The organism is Wandonia sp., assembly GCF_984588085.1.
On the sequence record NZ_CFIGVI010000035.1, the window covers coordinates 1 to 17,922 of the forward strand.

Below are 17,922 nucleotides of genomic sequence, written 5' to 3' on the forward strand. Positions count from 1 at the left end.
GCTGAGAATTGTACGGCAAATGATCCGGTTACGTTTGAGGTATCGGGAACTCCTGAATCTGTTTCCGGAATGGGGCAATGGGAGTATAGATGGTTAGAAGAAGATGGCGAGACAGTAGCATTGGATTGGACGACTTCCAACCAGTACATTTTCGTCCCGAATCAGGATGGTGTTTACACGTTCTATTATCAATTGAGAAGTTCTTCTTGTCCTTCTGATTATATTGATTCTGTAGCAGTAAGTGCTATTATTGGTTTTGGAGCAGAGTCTGCTGATTTGGTTCACGTTGACTGTAATGTACCTGAAGGATCTGTTTCGTTGATAAATGTATTTGGTCAGTCTGGAATGCAGGAGTTTTATGCAAATGATTTTGAAGTAGATGCGGGTGAAAATACGGTGCTGTATGGAAATGCATCGATCACAGACGGTAGAATGGTGATAACATCTTCAGCTACCTCGTTACGAGGAGCCTTTGCTGTTGAGAATCCGGGAGTTGCTTTAAGTGGAGATCTTTCAGTGTCATTCAATCTGACAGCAGATTTACCAATCAACAATTATAACACCGGTGGTGCAGATGGTATCACATACTCTTTTGCAGATAATGCAGACTATTCGACTTACCAGAATGTAGTGAATGGTAGAGGAAATAAACTTCGTGTTTGTTTTGATGCAGCTCCTAATGGAACTGAGAATGGAAATGAGCCTGGAATTTATGTAGTGTACGGATGGAATGGAACGAATGCATTTGGTCCTGCCAGTTCCGAAGTACTGGCTTACTCTGACAATATCAACTTGTGGAAAAACAGAACAGATGTTCCTGTGGAAGTTACCGTGTCACAATTCGGGCAATTAACATTAACTGTTGATGGAGTAACTATATTCAACTCTGTTCAGTTACCTGTAGAGTATGCTCAGGCAGATAAATCTTCATGGAGACATTTTTTCTCGGCAGGTACAGGAGGAGACGCATTGCGTCATGCTATTGATGATTTGAATATCATGTATGGAACATATAGCTTCGGTATCATAGCTGAAAATGGAGGAACTCCTTCAGAATGGCAGGCATCTAGTATTTTTACGGATTTGACTCCGGGACGTTATGATGTATGGATGAGTAACCCTGATAATGCGGTATGTTCAAGAAAAATCGGAACTTATGAAATTCTAAATAACTATCCGGTTGTTGATTTTGGAAATGACACAACAATTTGTGAAGGAGAAACATTACTTCTTGATGCAGGAAATGTTGGTTCTACTTATACGTGGAGTAACACTAACGAGCATTCGCAGACAATTGAAGTGGCTGAAGCAGGAAACTATATCTGTTATGTTACAAATCCTGACGGATGTTTGGGAATCGGATCTATTCAGGTTGATATTGCAGGAACTCCTCAGGCAGCAGGTATTCAGGTACAAGGCGGTGGTTTGAATCAGTTGTTTGCTGTAGTTAATCCACAAAATACAACTTCTTACAGTTGGGATTTTGGAGATGGAACAACAATTGACAATGGAGCTTCTGTTCAGAGTCATACATACGGAGAAGATGGAGATTATACCATTACTGTGACATTGGAAAATGAATTCGGATGTACAGAAACCGTAATTACAGAAAACATCACAGTAGAGAATGGAACAGCTTCAATCGCTTCGAATGAGACAGATGGTTCTATCAGTTTGTACCCTAACCCGGCAGCTGATTTTGTAACCGTTTTATCCGGAGATATGAATATTGAGCAAATTGAGATTTATACCGTGTCCGGACAATTGGTAATGAGTTCTGTAGTTGATGCTAAAACTGTTCAGGTTACTACAAGTAACTGGCAGGGAGGTGTATATTACGTAAAGGTAATTACGAATGGAAAAATGACGGTTCAAAAGTTGGTTGTTCAGTAGTAGTTTCATAATTCAATAGATTTAATCTGGAATAGCGGGAGTTACGGGGGTAGCTCCCGCTTTTTTGTCCTGTTTTTGTCTTGCCGGCTTTTAGGATACAGAGGCTGGTATGTTTTAAATTTGAGTAAAGCTAAATCACTATAAAATTATGAATACAATTAAGTTGCTTGGTGTAATGGGGTTGTCTTCGATGCTGTCGTTAGTGTCGATGGGACAATGTGAGAATTATCCGGATATTAATTTTGGAAATGATACATTACTTAATTGTGGTGAAACGTTGCAATTATCAGCTCCGTCTACATACGATAATTATCTCTGGAGTAACGGGTCTACTCAAAGTTCAATAGTTGTTTCTCAGGCAGGAACTTATTCCTGTCAGGGAATGGTTATGTTACAGAATGTAGTCGCTAACGGAGACTTCTCTCAGGGAAATACAGGATTTACGAGTGATTATATACAGGGAACAGGTGGTACATGGGGACAGCTCTCTTCTCCCGGAACGTATGCTATTTCATCTAATCCGAGCTTAACACATACAAATTTTGTGTCGTGTAGTGATCATACGGTTCAGACTCCCGCCGGCTCAATGTTTATTGTAAATGGTTCTTCGAGTTCCAATGCCGAAGTCTGGGGGCAGACAGTTCCGGTTACTCCCAACACGGATTATCAGTTTTCTGTCTGGACGACATCCGTGGTAAGTGATAATCCCGGGATATTGCGATTTGTGATCAATGGACAACAGGTCGGAAATCAGTTAACGCTCTCTTCTTCAACCTGTAGTTGGCAGCAGTTTTTTGTTACCTGGAACTCAGGTGCCCAAACCAGTGCCCAGCTTTCCATTATTAACCAAAATATACTGGATGCAGGAAATGATTTTGCTTTGGATGATATTTCTTTTGCGCCCATTTGTACATTTACTGATAATATAACGGTTTCCTATCCTCCAAACCCTACAATAAGTGTTACAGGGGGAGGGACCATATGTGAAGGAGAAACTACAACATTGACAGCTACAACACCTGCACAGAATCCGGTGTTTAACTGGATGCCCGGCAATATTGATCAGGCTCAGTTAGATGTGTCACCGACTTCAACAACTGTTTACAGTGTGAATGTAACGGATGAGAATAACTGTGTTTCATCTACTGTACAAACAGTAGTAACGGTTCGTCCGGCACCTCAGTTAACACTTACTCCGGACACATCTATCTGTTTTGGGAGTACGATAGATCTTATTGTTAGTTCCGATATCGCAGTAAATGGATACGACTGGAACAGTGGGGTGCATACCGGAACGCAATGGACAATCAACCCTGCTGACACAACGCTTTACACAGTGACGGCAACATCTACCTCAAACGGATGTGTTGGCAGTGCAGAAGTACTTGTTTCTGTAATTCCGGAATTGTCAGTTGAAATTTTGGGAGATTCTGTTTTCTGTGAAGGAAGTTCGGTTGATCTTACAGCCACATCGAATGCACTAGGAACCCAGTTTTATTGGGAACCTATGAATCTTTCCGATGGAACAATTACCGTTAGCGATACAGACGCTGGATGGGTCTATGTAACAGGACAGGCAGGACACTGTCCACCTGCTCAGGATTCGATCTTTACAGAGGTTATTCCTCAACCAGATGTTTTCGTTCCGGAAGATATGGTGGTTTGTCCGGGAGAGACCATTTCTCCTGTAGTGACATCTTCACATCCGGCAGCTGAGATTATATGGGCAATTGGAGTAGAGGGAGGTAATCCACAAATTAAGATCCAGGACAATACAATGTTGTTGGTTTATGCAGACTTGTTCGGATGTGTGTCGGAAGTTGATTCCTTTTACGTTTCCGTGTCAGGTGTTTGCGGATTAGATGTCCCTAACGTTTTTACACCTAATGAGGATGGTGCTAATGATGCATTCAGATTAATTACCTATGAAGGAATTGAAGAACTGGAAGTAACCATCTTTAATCGATGGGGGAATACCGTATTCCAGGCGGACCATCCGGATTTCCTTTGGGACGGAACTGACGCGGGAGGACGCGAGTTAATAAACGGAACTTATTTTTACAAAATAGTAGCACGCTCATCATCAGGTGAAGAGTTTGATAAACACGGATTTGTACAGCTGGTGCGTTAAAGGATAAAACCGGGACACTATTGTCCTGCTCTTGTCCCGCTGTATTTTGAGAGTGTTTGAAAACAATACACTTATTTTGGGTTTTGTTGAAAATTTAAAACTATACCATGAGAAAGTTAATTTTAACTGTAACGGCTTTAGCTTCTTTATCTGCACTATATGCTGCCCCGGGAGATACGACCAGACTTCGTGTCCACGATGCAGTAGATATGGTTTGGTATGAGAACTATGACCAACCCGTAACATTTCCTGATGAAGGAGTTACATATTCAAAAATACTAATGCATTACACAATGGGGTGCGCCTCCACAGGGTGTAGTGATTGGGATTATACGACCAAGATTGAACTGAGAAAACCGCTTGGATACAATGATTCGACAATTGCGGATATAACTATAATCTCAGAAGATCCTTATGATGCAGATACAACCTGGGATGTATTTGAAGCGAAAGAATCATTTGAATTAGCCCGTGTGATTACTCCTTACGGAGGGTATATGAGAACCGGTTCCAATGGGTATAATTCAGGATGGAAACACGTACATACATTTGATGTGACAGATTATGCTCCCTTGTTTCAGGGAGACGCAGAGATCAGAGCATTCTATGGTGGGTGGTCAAGTGGTTTTAGTGTTACCGTAGATTTTGAATTTATCGAAGGAACGCCACCAAGAGAAGTGAAAGGAGTCCGAAACTTGTGGCAAACAGGTGGAGACGGATGGAACTATCAGAGTCACGCTCATTTTGAACAGAATCACGCGGTGCCGATGGATGTTGATTTTCCGGGAGATATTAATGGAGCTAAAGTTCGCTTTATCCCTTCCGGACATGGTTTTGATAATAATACGGCATGTGCTGAGTTTTGCGAGAGGAATTATTACCTGAAGTTGGATGGAACTCAATTTGGTTCGGAAAACATGTGGGATAACAAATGTGGAGAAAACCCTATCTTTCCGCAAGGAGGAACCTGGTTGTACGACAGAGCTAACTGGTGCCCGGGATTGCGTGCACATCATTTTGATCATGAAATCACAAATCTGATTCAGGCAGGATCAACACATGAGTTGGATTTGGATATTCAGCAAATCAACTGGTCGGGTACACAGGCTCCGGTTTATATTCTGGAAACACAACTGTTCCTATACGGAGATCACAACTTTCAGACGGATGCAGCAATTGAAGATATCATAGCCCCGACAAATAAAGATGATTATAAACGATTCAATCCGATTTGTAATCATGCCAGAGTAATAGTTAAGAACTACGGAGAACTTCCATTGACACAGGCGACTATCCGGTATGCTGTAAATGGAAACAACTGGAGAGAGTTTCAGTGGCAGGGAAACCTTGCGTTTGACGAGTCAGAAGAGGTTCAGTTACCACTAACTGAATCCTGGGAGTGGGTTTCTCAGAATGGCGTTAACCAGTTCGAAGTAGAAATCATTACTCCCAATGGAGGGAATGATGAGAATGAAATCAATAATGGAATGGTTTCTGAATTTGAAACAACACCAATGTTACCCGGTAATTTGGAGTTCCAGTTACGAACAAACACAAAGCCATATGAAACAACATGGAAGTTATACGACGGATATGGTAATGTCTTGAAAGAAAACCAACCTGGAATGGTTGCCAATACGATTTACAGAGATACATTTGATTTGCAGGAAGGCTGTTATATTCTCAGGATCGAAGATAGCGCAGAAAATGGTCTTTCCTGGTGGGCAAATAGCGACGGGAGTGGATATGCTCGTCTGCGTATTCCCGGAGCGCAGATGGCGCATACGTTCCAATCTGATTTCGGTAGTCATATAGAGTATTACTTTACAGTTGGGTACACACTAAATACGCCGGATGATTTTTTGAAAGTAAGCCCGGAGGTTCAGGTTTACCCAAATCCGAGTGAAGGGCTTATAACGGTTGAACTAGGAGACTTTTCTGAGAGTGAAGTGACTGTAGAAATTACAGATGCTTTCGGAAGAACAATCTACAACGAGCAGGTCTCCATTGATTTTGGTTCGCAGGTTACTAAAAAAGTGTATGATTTGAGTAGCAGTAGTTCCGGCAACTATTTTGTTCACATCACATCCGGGCTTTATCGAAAAACAAGCAAGGTTATAGTTTATTAATTCATTTTAGCCGGAATTACGCTGGCAGGGCTGTTCTGATCATTTGGGACAGCCCTGTTTTTTTGTATCCCATTGCTCTGTAACTCTTGTCACTGTGTAAGGAAACTCTCCTTCGTATCTTTGTTGTATGAAAACAAAAGTAATAATGGCCAGATTTGGTTTTGTTGCAGCCGGAGTAGGATTAGGGGCATTACTCGGATGGTTATACTGGTACTATATTGGTTGTCAGGATGGGTATTGTACGATTAAGTCCAGTCCGGTGAATATGACACTGTATGGAGCCATCATGGGAGGCTTGGTTTTCGATTTGATTAAAAGTATGTTGAATAAACTTAAAAAAGAAAAATCATGACAATACAGGAAATGGTACAAAACGGTACAGTAGTGGACGTTCGTACACACGGAGAGTTTATGGGAGGTAATGTAGCAGGCTCAATTAATATTCCTCTTCAGGAGCTTACAGCACGAGTAGATGAGTTCCGTACAATGAAAACACCTGTTGTTTTATGTTGCGCTTCAGGAAACAGAAGTGGAATGGCGACACAAATATTACAATCACAGGGGATAGAATGTGTTAACGGAGGATCGTGGCTCGAAGTAAATTACTACAAATCTCAGGTAGCCTGATTAAAAATCCTATCTTGTAGTAATGGATTGGGGTAGATCCCGAAACAAAAGAATAAGTATGGCAAAAACATTTAATGAACTGGTAGCAGATGCAAAACCTACTTTGGTGGATTTCTTTGCAGAATGGTGTGGGCCGTGTAAGGCAATGAAACCTATTTTGGAAGACCTTAAGGGACGGGTAGGAGACAAGGCCAGTATTATAAAAATTGATGTAGATAAAAATCCACAGGTTGCTCAGGTTTTTCAGATAAGAGGAGTTCCTACTTTGGCAATTTTTAAAGAAGGAAAAATCGTCTGGAGACAATCGGGAGTAATTCCCGCTGCACAACTGGAGCAGGTTTTACAACAGTATTTCTAAGATTTTCAGGAAATACCTGAGTTTATAAAAGGAACTGTTTTTGGTAGCCCGGAAAAGTAATCGTTTCGTGGAGTACCGGAAGCAGTTTTTTGTGATTGGAAATTATATAATTACATTTTTTTATTCTCTGTTTTTCAAACAGGATAAGTTGGCAGGTTCGTAAACTTATCGGATATTTGCAATGAATTTTTGAAAGCATAAACATGCAGGAGAAAAAATGCCCTACTTGTGGAAAATGGAATCCGGGGAGTCTTACAAATTGTTCATCCTGTGGAGGGTTATTGGATAAAAATGAGTTACTTTTCGAAGCTCGAAAGAAAAAAGGACTGATTAAAGAAAGAGAACCGGAAGGAGAGTTGTTCGAGATTAAACCTGAGTATCCCTGGTGGCGAAAAGGAATACTGTATTTTATTCGTCCTGTTTATTGGATTTTCTTTTACATTATATCCGGATTTGTCTGGTTGATAGCTTGGGTTTCAGCTTAAAGAGATGAAAAGCAGATCCGATGTCATACAACCACTGGCTTCCTGGGTGTTTATCATTTCTGCGCTGTTATTTTCAACAAACCAGCTTGTATTACTATCGGAAATTCAACATCCTTTTCTTTCCGGATATGTCGATGATATTCTGGTTATTCCTATTGTTCTGTCTCTTGTTACTATTCTCATACGCTTTTTTACGAAGAACCCTTCTTTTCGCGTCGATTTGGGAATGCTGATTACTTCCGTTGTTTTGTTTTCGATAGCTTTCGAATGGCTTCTACCCCGTTTTTCGGATAAGTATACGGCAGATCCCATTGATGTACTTTGTTATTGCGTCGGAGCGATTGTTTATTACCGTTTCAGAGACAGCTGAAAAACCTGATTTATATCAGAAACAGGACTAATTTTCAGGTATCAGTTGACTGCCATCGAATAATTCATTACTTTGACAGTAGAAATGGGTGTTATCTAACGCTTGAAATTAAAAACATGTACAGATGAAAAAGAATATGGGAAATGTTGATAAAGGAATACGGATTGTTGTGGCGTTATTACTTTTGTTAGCCATATATATGGAATTGGTGACAACTCCCTGGTCAATTATTCTTCTGGTTGTAGCCGGAGTTTTGGTGCTTACATCCTTTTTGAATTTTTGCCCGCTATATACGTTATTCGGGATTAATACCTGTAAAACGGAGCGGAAGTAATACGGCAGGTGATATAAGAAAAGCGCGGTCAGATATGACTGCGCTTTTCAGGTTTTAGAACTATCAATAATTATGCGGTCAAAAGTTTTCTAAGTGAAACTTTTTCATCAATAATACGGTGTAACGCATCTATATTTACACGTTCCTGTTCCATCGTATCGCGATCACGTATGGTTACAGTATTATCTTCCAGCGTCTGGTGGTCTACTGTTACAGAGTATGGAGTACCGATTGCATCCTGTCTTCTGTAGCGTTTACCAATCGAATCTTTTTCGTCATACTGACAATTGAAATCGAATTTCAGTGTGTCAATAATTTCACGGGCTTTTTCAGGAAGACCGTCTTTCTTTGTTAAAGGCATAACAGCTACTTTATAAGGAGCTAAGGCCGGAGGAAGGTTCATTACGACTCTTTCAGAACCATCACTTAGTTTTTCCTCATGGTAGGAAGCTGATAATACGGAAAGGAACATTCGGTCTAATCCTACAGACGTTTCTACTACATAAGGGATATAGTTTTCATTGATCTCCGGATCAAAATAACGAAGTTTCTTACCCGATAACTCTTCGTGCTGTTTCAGGTCAAAATCAGTACGTGAGTGTATCCCTTCCAGCTCTTTGAATCCCATTGGGAAATTAAACTCTATATCACAGGCTGCATTTGCATAGTGAGCCAGTTTTATATGATCATGATGACGATAATTCTTTTCTCCTAATCCTAAGGCAAGATGCCATTTGGTACGTTGTTCTTTCCAATATTCATACCATTTCATCTCTTCTCCGGGACGCACAAAAAACTGCATTTCCATTTGCTCGAATTCGCGCATACGGAAAATAAACTGACGTGCAACAATTTCGTTTCGGAATGCCTTACCGATTTGAGCAATTCCAAAAGGAATTTTCATTCGTCCGGTTTTCTGTACATTAAGGAAATTGACAAAAATACCCTGAGCCGTTTCCGGACGAAGGTAAATTTTAGAAGAATCTCCGGCCACTGAACCTAGTTCTGTCGCAAACATAAGGTTAAACTGGCGGACTTCTGTCCAGTTTTTGGAGCCACTTACAGGACAAGCAATCTCAAGGTCATCAATCAACTGTTTGAAAGCTACAAGGTCTTCTTTTTCCAGTGATTCACGCATCCGGTTTTCAATTTCTTCAATCTTGGCCGCATTACGTAACACATTGGGATTGGTCGCTTTAAACTGCACTTCATCAAAATCATCTCCAAAGCGCTTTTGACCTTTAGCGACTTCTTTCTCGATTTTCTGACGTATCTTCTCAATATGGTCTTCAACAAGGACATCAGCTCGGTATCGCTTTTTGGAATCTTTATTATCAATAAGCGGATCATTAAAGGCATCTACGTGACCGGATGCTTTCCAGGTGTCCGGGTGCATAAAAATAGCTGCGTCAATTCCAACAATATTTTCGTGCATTTGGGTCATTGCTTTCCACCAATACGTTTTGATATTGTTTTTCAATTCAGAACCCAGTTGTCCGTAGTCGTATATTGCAGCCAGTCCGTCGTAGATTTCAGACGAAGGAAATACAAATCCGTACTCCTTTGCGTGGGAGATAATATCCTTGAGTTTGTCTTCTTTCTTTTCCATAGCTGCAAATTTAGACAAAAGGAGAAAGAAATGATTACCGGAAGTGAATGATTTATTAAGTTTCTGTAAATGAAATTATTTTTTGTATTTTTCTTATTGCAATGAAAACCTATTACCCTATACTAAAGCTGTTATTGCCGCTTATTTTGGGGATTGTTGTTTCAGATTGGACAGGCAGACACTATGCTGTGACTTATTTTGTCGGTCCGCTTCTGATTGTGATTTTGATAATCCTGGTCATAGCTTTTGTAACAAAGAGCTACAGGGAAGAAGTGTTTTCTTTCCTTGCGTATACAGGGTTGGTTATGATAGGCTTTTTTATACATCAGTCCGGTCGTGCCAACAGGCTGCCTGATCACTTTGCGGAAATCGACGGGGAGTTTTTTGTGGGGAAATTAATTTCTATCCAGCCGGCAAAAAGTACAGACAAATGCGAATTGGAGATTCTGAAAGCAATGACGGGGGATATCGGATATACGGTTACCGGAAAGTTACTTGCCTATATCGATACAAATGCTGCCTCGATACTGACACCGGGGGATCAGGTGCTTTTTTCGTCAGAAATTCATCCTATAGAGAATACAGGAAATCCGGGAGAGTTCAATGCCAAAAGATACTGGGCAAATCAGGGTGTTTTTCATCAGACGTATATTCATGCTGATTTTATTCAGGTATACTGTAAGTCCGAACATAGAGGGCTGGCAATCTTCTCCCGATTAAATAAAAGTATACAGCGTTTACTGGAGGATCATTTGGAAGGAGATGCGCTGGCATTAGCTAAAGGGATATTACTAGGTGATAAATCATCAATACGGACAGATCTGCGGGATGCTTTTTCGGGGGCAGGGGCAATGCACCTGCTGGCGGTATCCGGTTTGCATGTTGGGATTTTTCTGGTATTGTTGCAATGGGTGATCCGAACCTTTTTCCGGTACCTGCCGAAATGGACCGAACTGACTATTTTATTACTAATTCTATGGGCGTATGCCGGGATTACAGGTTTTTCCGCATCAGTGAACCGATCTGTATTGATGTTTTCATTTGTCGCTATAGGGATGCTCTATGGAAAACAGCAAAATTCAATTAACAGTCTTCTCGTTTCAGCCTTTGTTTTATTACTGATTGCACCTGAGTTTTTATTTGATATTGGTTTTCAGCTTTCCTATTTGGCAATGCTGGGAATCTTTCTGTTTTCGGGAAGTATAGAAAATGCGGTATATCTCCGAACTATTTTTTTACGCAAAGTATGGCAGGGAACTTCTGTTGCTCTCGCTGCACAACTTGGAACATTCCCGCTTACTATGTACTATTTCAATCAGTTTCCCAACTACTTTCTTCTGACGAATCTTGGGTTGATGATCTTTTCCGGAATTCTTCTGGGGGTCGCACTTGGGTTAATTGTAACCGGCCCGATTCCATTTGTGGGGTCTATTATTGCTTTGCTTTTGACTGCAATCATCTATGGATTGGTGTATTTCATTGAGTGGATTAGCGGGTTACCTTTTGCATTGACAAAAGGGATTCAGTTAGAAATTTGGGAAATAATTGTGATGTATGCGATTTTGGGCGCACTTTTTTTCGCTTTGGCGAACAAACAGAAAAACGTTCTGAAAACGGCACTTGGTGTAGCTATTCTGCTATTTGTTTTTGAAACGGTAAAATGGTTTGACAAGCGACAAGATTCGAATATATTTATTCTTAATCATCCTACGCCAATGATGTTTGTCAGGAAGGGAGTATACAGTGAAATCATTTTATTCTCAAATTGGGAGAAAGCAGAAGAAAAGGCTCAGTTTCTGAAAAGATCTTTGGAAAATTATTTTGGTGTAAGTACTTCAACACGTCTTATACGACAGAATCAATTTACCTTAACGGAATCTTCATTAGGGTTAAAGCTAAACAGGGACAAATCATATATCTATTTTGAAGAGTTGGATTACTGGTTTGTTCTTAACGATTACTTCGATACAAGTTTGTTAACTACTGAAAGTAAGGTAATAACAGGAAATAGAGTGTCAGAAAAGAAAATTAATTCGATCCGAAGCCGGTCTGCCAATGTGTACGTACTGAAAGAGTCAGGAGCGATTCGATTGTTATAACTATTACTCTTCAGGCTCAATCTTATCTATGGCGAGTACCGAAGTGGTTCTGAAATAGACATCCATCTCAAAACGTCTCTTCAAGGTATAACTTTCTCCGTCAAGATTGACATAGCTCCATTCATGATCAACAAAGTATCCGTTGAGATTATTGTCTTCGTCTACTGTAGTATATACAGATGACCAGGCAACGGGTTTATAATCCTTTACAGAAGCTGTAATATCATTTAGGATGAGTTGTTTTATAACAAGTTCCGAGTTAAGTGATTTCTGAACTGCAGCAGCACGCATAACGTGAAGGATATGAGCGATAACATCTCCTTTTCTTTCAGCACTTCCGGCCTTATCAAAGGGGACTGAGAAAAAATTATAGAATTGTCTTTCTTCGTCAGTTGGTGAGCTGCTGGCATAAAGGAAGGATTCTTTACGCATATACTCAGTAAACTGATTTACAAATTTTTTATGATCCTTAAACAGAAAATCGATATTTACTTTTTCTACTTCATATTCTGTGTTTAAGACAAACGTCGCGGAAGTAAAAAGAATACTGTCTTGTTCCTCAATACCAAACAGGTGATTGATCTCGTATTTAAAGAGGACGGTATCTTTTTGTATCTTAGATAGTAAGTCAGTAATTTGTGTGTTTAATTCCTGTTCTCTGTTACGGGTCAATCCGCCGTACCTGCTTTCTTCATACTTAACTGCGTAAAGAGAGTCGAGCGGTTTAAAACTGGGAGGTTTTGAGATATATTCCTCTCCAAAACCAAAATTAATGTATTGTTGACTGGCGGTAAGGTCATCCTGTATGGATTGAATAATGGCTTCTTTTCTTTTTTGTTGACGCTCTGCCGGGTTTTGAGAAACCGTAGAAACGGTTGCACACCCGAATAAGAGAAGAGTAAGTAGAGCAATCCCTGTGCTGGTAAGTATGTTACTATTCATTATCTTTTTGTCCGTTCGTATCATCACTGAATCTAAAGTTACGTAATAATCGGAAAGAGAGAAGTTAAAGAAACAAAAAAGTCCCGACTATTCAACGCGGGACTTTTGTAAAAATTGTATGGAGTAAAGTACTCTTATCGGTTCAGCATAACCGGCATGACCAACATAAGAATATCTTCATTTTCATTTTCCGGGTTCGCAGGAAGAATAATTCCGGCTCTGTTTGGCTCACTCATCTCGATCTTCACTTCAGAAGTATCGATGTTATTCAACATTTCCATCAGAAAACGTGAGTTAAATCCAATTTCCATATCCTCACCTGCATAACTACAGGTAAGCCGCTCATTTGCTTCATTTGAAAAATCAAGATCTTCAGCAGATATTTTTAACTCTGATCCCGCCATTTTCAGACGAACCTGATGTGTCGTTTTATTGGCAAAGATAGAAACACGCTTGATCGAATTCAAAAGAGAAATTCGGTCAACTGTAAGAACGTTTGGATTTTCTTTTGGAATAACAGCTTCGTAATTCGGATATTTACCATCTATTAAACGGCAGGTCATCACAATATCATTGAATTTGAATACCGCATTGGATTCGTTGTACTCGACCATTACTTCCTCGTCACCCTTTAAATTAGACTTCAAAAGGTTCAACGGCTTTTTAGGAAGAATAAAAGATGACGAACCGGTTGACTCGGAATCTGTTCTTCGGTAGCGAACGAGCTTATGGGCATCCGTTGCAACAAAAACTATGTCGTCAGGAGAAAATTGACAGAACACACCGCTCATCACCGGGCGAAGGTCGTCGTTTCCTGTTGCGAAAAGTGTTTTGTTGATAGCTTTGGCAATAATATCACTTGAAACACGAATGTTGTTAGCATCAGTTACCTGCACAGTGCGTGGAAATTCATCTCCGTTTTGTCCTACCATGCTGTATTTACCGTTATCGGAAGAAATCTCAATCGAGAAATTATCCGTGTTTACCTGAAAATTAAGCGGCTGCTCAGGAAATGTCTTTAGCATTTCAAGAATTTGCTTGGCAGGGACAGCAATTTTTCCTGCATCTTTAGCGTCTACATTCATGCTGGTCTTCATCGTTGTTTCCAGATCGGACGCGCTGATGGTCAGTTCACCGTCATTAATTTCAAAAAGAAAGTTATCTAATATCGGAAGGGAGTTGTTGGTACTTAAGACTCCGCTTATGCTTTGTAAATGTTTTAATAATGCGGTACTTGAAACTAAAAAGTGCATGTTGTTAACCATTATATTCTACAGCAAATATAGTGGGATTAATTTATAATATGAACCGGCAGAGAAACTGTTTATCCACATTGAATTAACAACCCACAGAAAGGGTTGATACCTATTGCAGGACAAAGTAGGTGCCGTCAACGAATATCGGATCGAAAACAAAATATTGGATTTTAACGAGTAGCCCGTCATCGAGAAAAGCCCACATGCGGTTGTCATCCCAACGTAATGTATCACCGTTCATATCTAATCTGGGTATCTCATTCTTTTTACGATAGGCTGTCAGTCCTGTTTCTTTACCTTCTTTATCTGTTACGGAAAACTTAATGTAAGGCCGTGTCTGACGCATACTATCTGCCTGTTCCTGGGAAAATGTGTAATTGTGTGATTCAAAGTGAAGCTTTCTGAATCGGTCAAGGTAACGAACCAGTTTCAACGTGTCGTAATAGGATTGCTTACTTCCGTTCCAGATCAGATCAAAATATTCTCCGTTTTTAACCCATTCAAAACTTTCCTCAGGCTTTTCGAAATTCTTAAGCTTGATGCGTTCAATCTGATCAGGTGTGTACCCGTATATCTTCGTACAGGCAAGTGTTCTGTAATCAGCAGTGAAACGGGGTTCAATTGTCCCTTTCAGACCTTTCATTTCCAAAACAACCGGAGCCTTGCTCGTACCATCTTCAACCGTTTCTAGTAAAACATACGTTCCGTAATGATCCGGTGTTGAATTTCCAACATACCAGGTTTTAATCCATTTACCATTTTGGAAAATTTCTACCTTTTTGTAGTCAATTATAATTTGATTTTTTATGTTTTCAACTGAAGCTTCCGGTAAAAATGATTTTACGGCAGCTTTATTCAATGTATGCAAAATATTGTTGACAGGTTCTTGCTGGATACATTCTCCTTCCAACGTTTCCCATTCCTTGCTGCCACGCACGAGTGTAACGCTGTGACCATGACTGTTTGAAATGATTAACTTGTCAACAGAAGCCGTGTCCGCTACCATAAAGTTATCCAGAACCTGACTGGATTTTCCCTTCTTAGACAATACCGAATTGGTAGCGATTCCAAGTATTGAAACAACTACTACTGCCACTAGGATAAATACAAGTTTTTTATTTTTTGCTGTCATAATTTTATTTTCTCTGATTGATTAACGGGCAAATCGTCGTTTTCTGATATAAAAGAAAGCAATTCCCAGTAATGCGATAGCAATAAGAGGGATTAGTATATTGATTACCTGCCAGAAACGGGCTTCTGAATTTATTTTTTCTTCATCCAACGGACGGATGGTTATACTTCTCGAACGTACTCCCAATACCGATTCATCCCCCATCATGTAATCGACTGAGTTGAGCAGGAACTCAGCAGTTCCGTACACAAACATCGGCATTGATTTTCCTGCATTCATATTCGGGTCAAAAGGATCAAACTTGAACTCATCAAAATTTACCGGGCGATAATCATATCTGCCTTGTGACTTTGAGTAGATCGAGTCATATTTGTTAGTGACCAGATTTGCATCACCGACAACAAGAACTTTGGATGCTTTGCTGCTTTCCTCCAGAAAACGGGCTTCGGGATTTTTAGCAAATTCTTCTACCAATCTGTTCTTATAGTTGGACACAAAATGTCCTTCAACGATTCCCGCCATCATAATTTTGTTAGCCGGATTATCGGGATCCACAGCAAAATCGGGTTCAAGATCCACAAAACGATAATCTATCCGGGCAGGAGAACGACGTACCGTTGTGTTTCCTGAGCTTTGAAGAAGCGGGATTCTACGATTTGTATCATTCCCGACAAATTCAAGAGAGGATGCGTATCGGAGAACAACCGGATCTATATTTTTAGAAACAGGATGATTGGTACCATCTGCAATAGGATAGAAGTACCAGGGCATTATTTTTTGCGGGTGCCCCGGAATGTAATTAGGACCGCATTGCGCATCTACGACCAAATCCTCATTGACACGAATACCATATTTAAAAATCTGATCTGAGATGTTTAATGCACGAGACGTGGTTTGTGTATGACCATTGTAAAATAATGAGTCCTGGTTAATTTTCAGAGGATCAACGAAGTACATTAGTTTTCCTCCGCGCATCAGGAACTGGTCAATTACATATTTATCTTTTTCTGAGAAACGGTTTTTAGGACCGGCGATAATCAGTCCGTCAAGTTTATTTAGCGCGTCTATACTATCGTTGATGGAAACATTTTTGGTAACATAATTTTTGCGCAATAAAGACCGGAATACCATCGTCTGATTTTCGTTCCATTCTCCATGTCCCTGTAAGAACCCAATGACAGGTTTTCGATCTGCCACAGCCAGTCGAAGTCCGTTCAGAAGGTTATATTCAAGATCGTTTATCGCTCCTTGTACGAGTCCGTCAAGGTTTTCGGCAGAGTGAATTCTCGATCGGTTAAAGAACTGGACATACCCTTTTGTTTCTCCCTGGTATGTGATTACCGCTCCCGGCCAGATGAGCAGGTTGTTTACCTGATTCACTGATTGTATGGTCATATCCGTAGGTCGGATCCCATTTCCTTCACTGTAGAGTATTTTTCCGAGGTCTTGAACGTCAATTTCTGATCCTTCATTTGGATCGATAAATACGTATTCAATACGGTTTCCTGCGTATAAAGAAAAGTCTCTTAGTTTATCCTCAACAGCATTGCGAATCTGCTTCAGATCTGAAGGTAGATTTCCTTCCAGGTAAACTTTGAACAGTACTTTATCCTGAAAGTTTTCCGTATTCTCCAGAAACGTTTTGGTTTGTTCGGTTAATGAGTAGCGCTTATCATGGGTCAAGTCCCAACGCCAGAAAAAGAAGGAACCGATAATGTTCAGAAATATGATTCCGGTCAGAACCGTAGAAAGCAGTCCCCAGTCGTATAATTTGTTACCTATTTTCTTCTGATTCATATTTTACCGTTTATGCCCTTTCAGAACAGTATGAGTGCTTAATAAAAATATCGCAATTAACGATAGAAAATAAATGAGATCACGTGTATCAACAACTCCTTTCATTATTGAATCATAGTGTGCTTTTATTCCAATACTCTTAAATAAAAAGTCCAGATCTCCCCAAATCGAAAAAGAACCAATGAGGTCAAGTCCTTCGAATAGAAACCAACTTCCGAACATAGCAATGATAAAGGCTACGATTTGAGATTGCGTAATGGAACTCGCAAACAGACCTATCGAAACAAAAGAAACACCAAGTAGTAAGAGTCCGATGTACGAAGTTATGGTTGCTCCGTGATCAATATTTCCAATTGGTTTCCCCAAATAATAAACGGATACGTAGTAAATAAGTGTGGGTAAAAGACTAATGAAAACAAGAGTGGCTCCTGCCAGAAATTTGGAAAACACAATTTGCCACTCACTGATAGGACGCGTAAACAACAACTCTATTGTTCCTGTTCGTTTCTCCTCAGCAATCGATCGCATGGTGATTGCCGGAATAAGGATGAGAAAAATTACCGGAGCTAGATTAAAGAAAGGAATGAGGTCGGCGACCTTTCCTTCCAATATATTGGTATCATAATTTACAAACCAAAGGAATGTCCCATTGGCAATGAGGAATATAAATATAAAAACATAGCCAATGATAGAACTAAGGAATCCCCGGATTTCTTTCAAATACAAAGCGCGCATATTGCCTGATTTTGCTCAAAATTAA

The 17,922-nt window shown here is 40.1% G+C and carries 16 protein-coding genes; 10 read left to right on the forward strand and 6 right to left on the reverse strand.

Features of this window, described 5'->3' with window-relative positions:
* The 9 genes from AC4PL9_RS11725 to AC4PL9_RS11765 all read left to right on the forward strand — a co-directional run.
* The coding region (locus AC4PL9_RS11725) for a PKD domain-containing protein (RefSeq protein ID WP_491604937.1) at positions 1–1,893 on the forward strand (1,893 nt) is incomplete at its 5' end.
* 148 nt (positions 1,894–2,041) lie between these two features.
* Positions 2,042–4,024: a gliding motility-associated C-terminal domain-containing protein gene (locus AC4PL9_RS11730; RefSeq protein WP_491604938.1), complete on the forward strand. Its 1,983-nt coding sequence runs from the start codon at positions 2,042–2,044 to the stop codon at positions 4,022–4,024.
* A gap of 107 nt (positions 4,025–4,131) precedes the next feature.
* Positions 4,132–6,153, forward strand: coding sequence for a T9SS type A sorting domain-containing protein (locus AC4PL9_RS11735; RefSeq protein ID WP_491604939.1), 2,022 nt, complete (start codon positions 4,132–4,134; stop codon positions 6,151–6,153).
* Between the two features lie 127 nt (positions 6,154–6,280).
* Positions 6,281–6,505: a DUF6132 family protein gene (locus tag AC4PL9_RS11740; protein WP_491604940.1), complete on the forward strand. Its 225-nt coding sequence runs from the start codon at positions 6,281–6,283 to the stop codon at positions 6,503–6,505.
* The gene (locus tag AC4PL9_RS11745; protein WP_343790026.1) at positions 6,502–6,780 is read left to right on the forward strand and encodes a rhodanese-like domain-containing protein; all 279 of its coding nucleotides are present in this window, start codon (positions 6,502–6,504) and stop codon (positions 6,778–6,780) included. Before AC4PL9_RS11740 ends, AC4PL9_RS11745 begins: the two co-directional genes overlap by 4 nt.
* A 58-nt stretch (positions 6,781–6,838) precedes the next feature.
* A complete protein-coding gene (gene trxA, locus AC4PL9_RS11750; protein ID WP_491604941.1) occupies positions 6,839–7,138 on the forward strand; it encodes a thioredoxin in 300 nt (99 codons plus the stop codon).
* Positions 7,139–7,341: 203 nt separating this feature from the next.
* Positions 7,342–7,623 carry a hypothetical protein gene (locus tag AC4PL9_RS11755; protein ID WP_491604942.1) on the forward strand — a complete coding sequence of 94 codons (282 nt, stop codon included), beginning with the start codon at positions 7,342–7,344 and terminating at the stop codon, positions 7,621–7,623.
* Positions 7,624–7,627: 4 nt separating this feature from the next.
* Complete coding sequence (locus AC4PL9_RS11760; protein WP_491604943.1) at positions 7,628–7,993, forward strand: hypothetical protein; 366 nt, start codon at positions 7,628–7,630, stop codon at positions 7,991–7,993.
* A gap of 124 nt (positions 7,994–8,117) precedes the next feature.
* Positions 8,118–8,327 carry a YgaP family membrane protein gene (locus AC4PL9_RS11765; RefSeq protein WP_491604944.1) on the forward strand — a complete coding sequence of 70 codons (210 nt, stop codon included), beginning with the start codon at positions 8,118–8,120 and terminating at the stop codon, positions 8,325–8,327.
* 70 nt (positions 8,328–8,397) lie between these two features.
* On the opposite strand, the gene AC4PL9_RS11770 is transcribed toward AC4PL9_RS11765, so the two are convergent.
* Entirely contained in the window at positions 8,398–9,936 is a 1,539-nt protein-coding gene (locus AC4PL9_RS11770) for a glycine--tRNA ligase (RefSeq protein WP_491604945.1), read from the reverse strand.
* Positions 9,937–10,037: 101 nt separating this feature from the next.
* On the opposite strand from AC4PL9_RS11770, the gene AC4PL9_RS11775 reads away from it, so the two are divergent.
* A complete protein-coding gene (locus AC4PL9_RS11775; protein ID WP_491604946.1) occupies positions 10,038–12,035 on the forward strand; it encodes a ComEC/Rec2 family competence protein in 1,998 nt (665 codons plus the stop codon).
* A gap of 3 nt (positions 12,036–12,038) precedes the next feature.
* Here the strand turns inward: AC4PL9_RS11775 and AC4PL9_RS11780 are convergent, their stop codons facing one another.
* From AC4PL9_RS11780 to gldF, 5 genes are all read right to left on the reverse strand, one after another.
* Entirely contained in the window at positions 12,039–12,977 is a 939-nt protein-coding gene (locus tag AC4PL9_RS11780) for a hypothetical protein (protein WP_491604947.1), read from the reverse strand.
* 134 nt (positions 12,978–13,111) lie between these two features.
* On the reverse strand, positions 13,112–14,230 hold the full coding sequence (gene dnaN, locus AC4PL9_RS11785) for a DNA polymerase III subunit beta (protein ID WP_343789999.1): 1,119 nt from the start codon (positions 14,228–14,230) through the stop codon (positions 13,112–13,114).
* Between the two features lie 112 nt (positions 14,231–14,342).
* Positions 14,343–15,365 (reverse strand): hypothetical protein, encoded by a 1,023-nt coding sequence (locus AC4PL9_RS11790; protein ID WP_491604948.1) that lies wholly within the window; start codon positions 15,363–15,365, stop codon positions 14,343–14,345.
* Positions 15,366–15,386: 21 nt separating this feature from the next.
* Positions 15,387–17,162 (reverse strand): gliding motility-associated ABC transporter substrate-binding protein GldG, encoded by a 1,776-nt coding sequence (gldG, locus tag AC4PL9_RS11795; RefSeq protein ID WP_491604949.1) that lies wholly within the window; start codon positions 17,160–17,162, stop codon positions 15,387–15,389.
* A 3-nt stretch (positions 17,163–17,165) separates the two neighbouring features.
* Positions 17,166–17,897 (reverse strand): gliding motility-associated ABC transporter permease subunit GldF, encoded by a 732-nt coding sequence (gene gldF, locus AC4PL9_RS11800; protein ID WP_491604950.1) that lies wholly within the window; start codon positions 17,895–17,897, stop codon positions 17,166–17,168.
* Positions 17,898–17,922 lie beyond the last annotated feature (25 nt).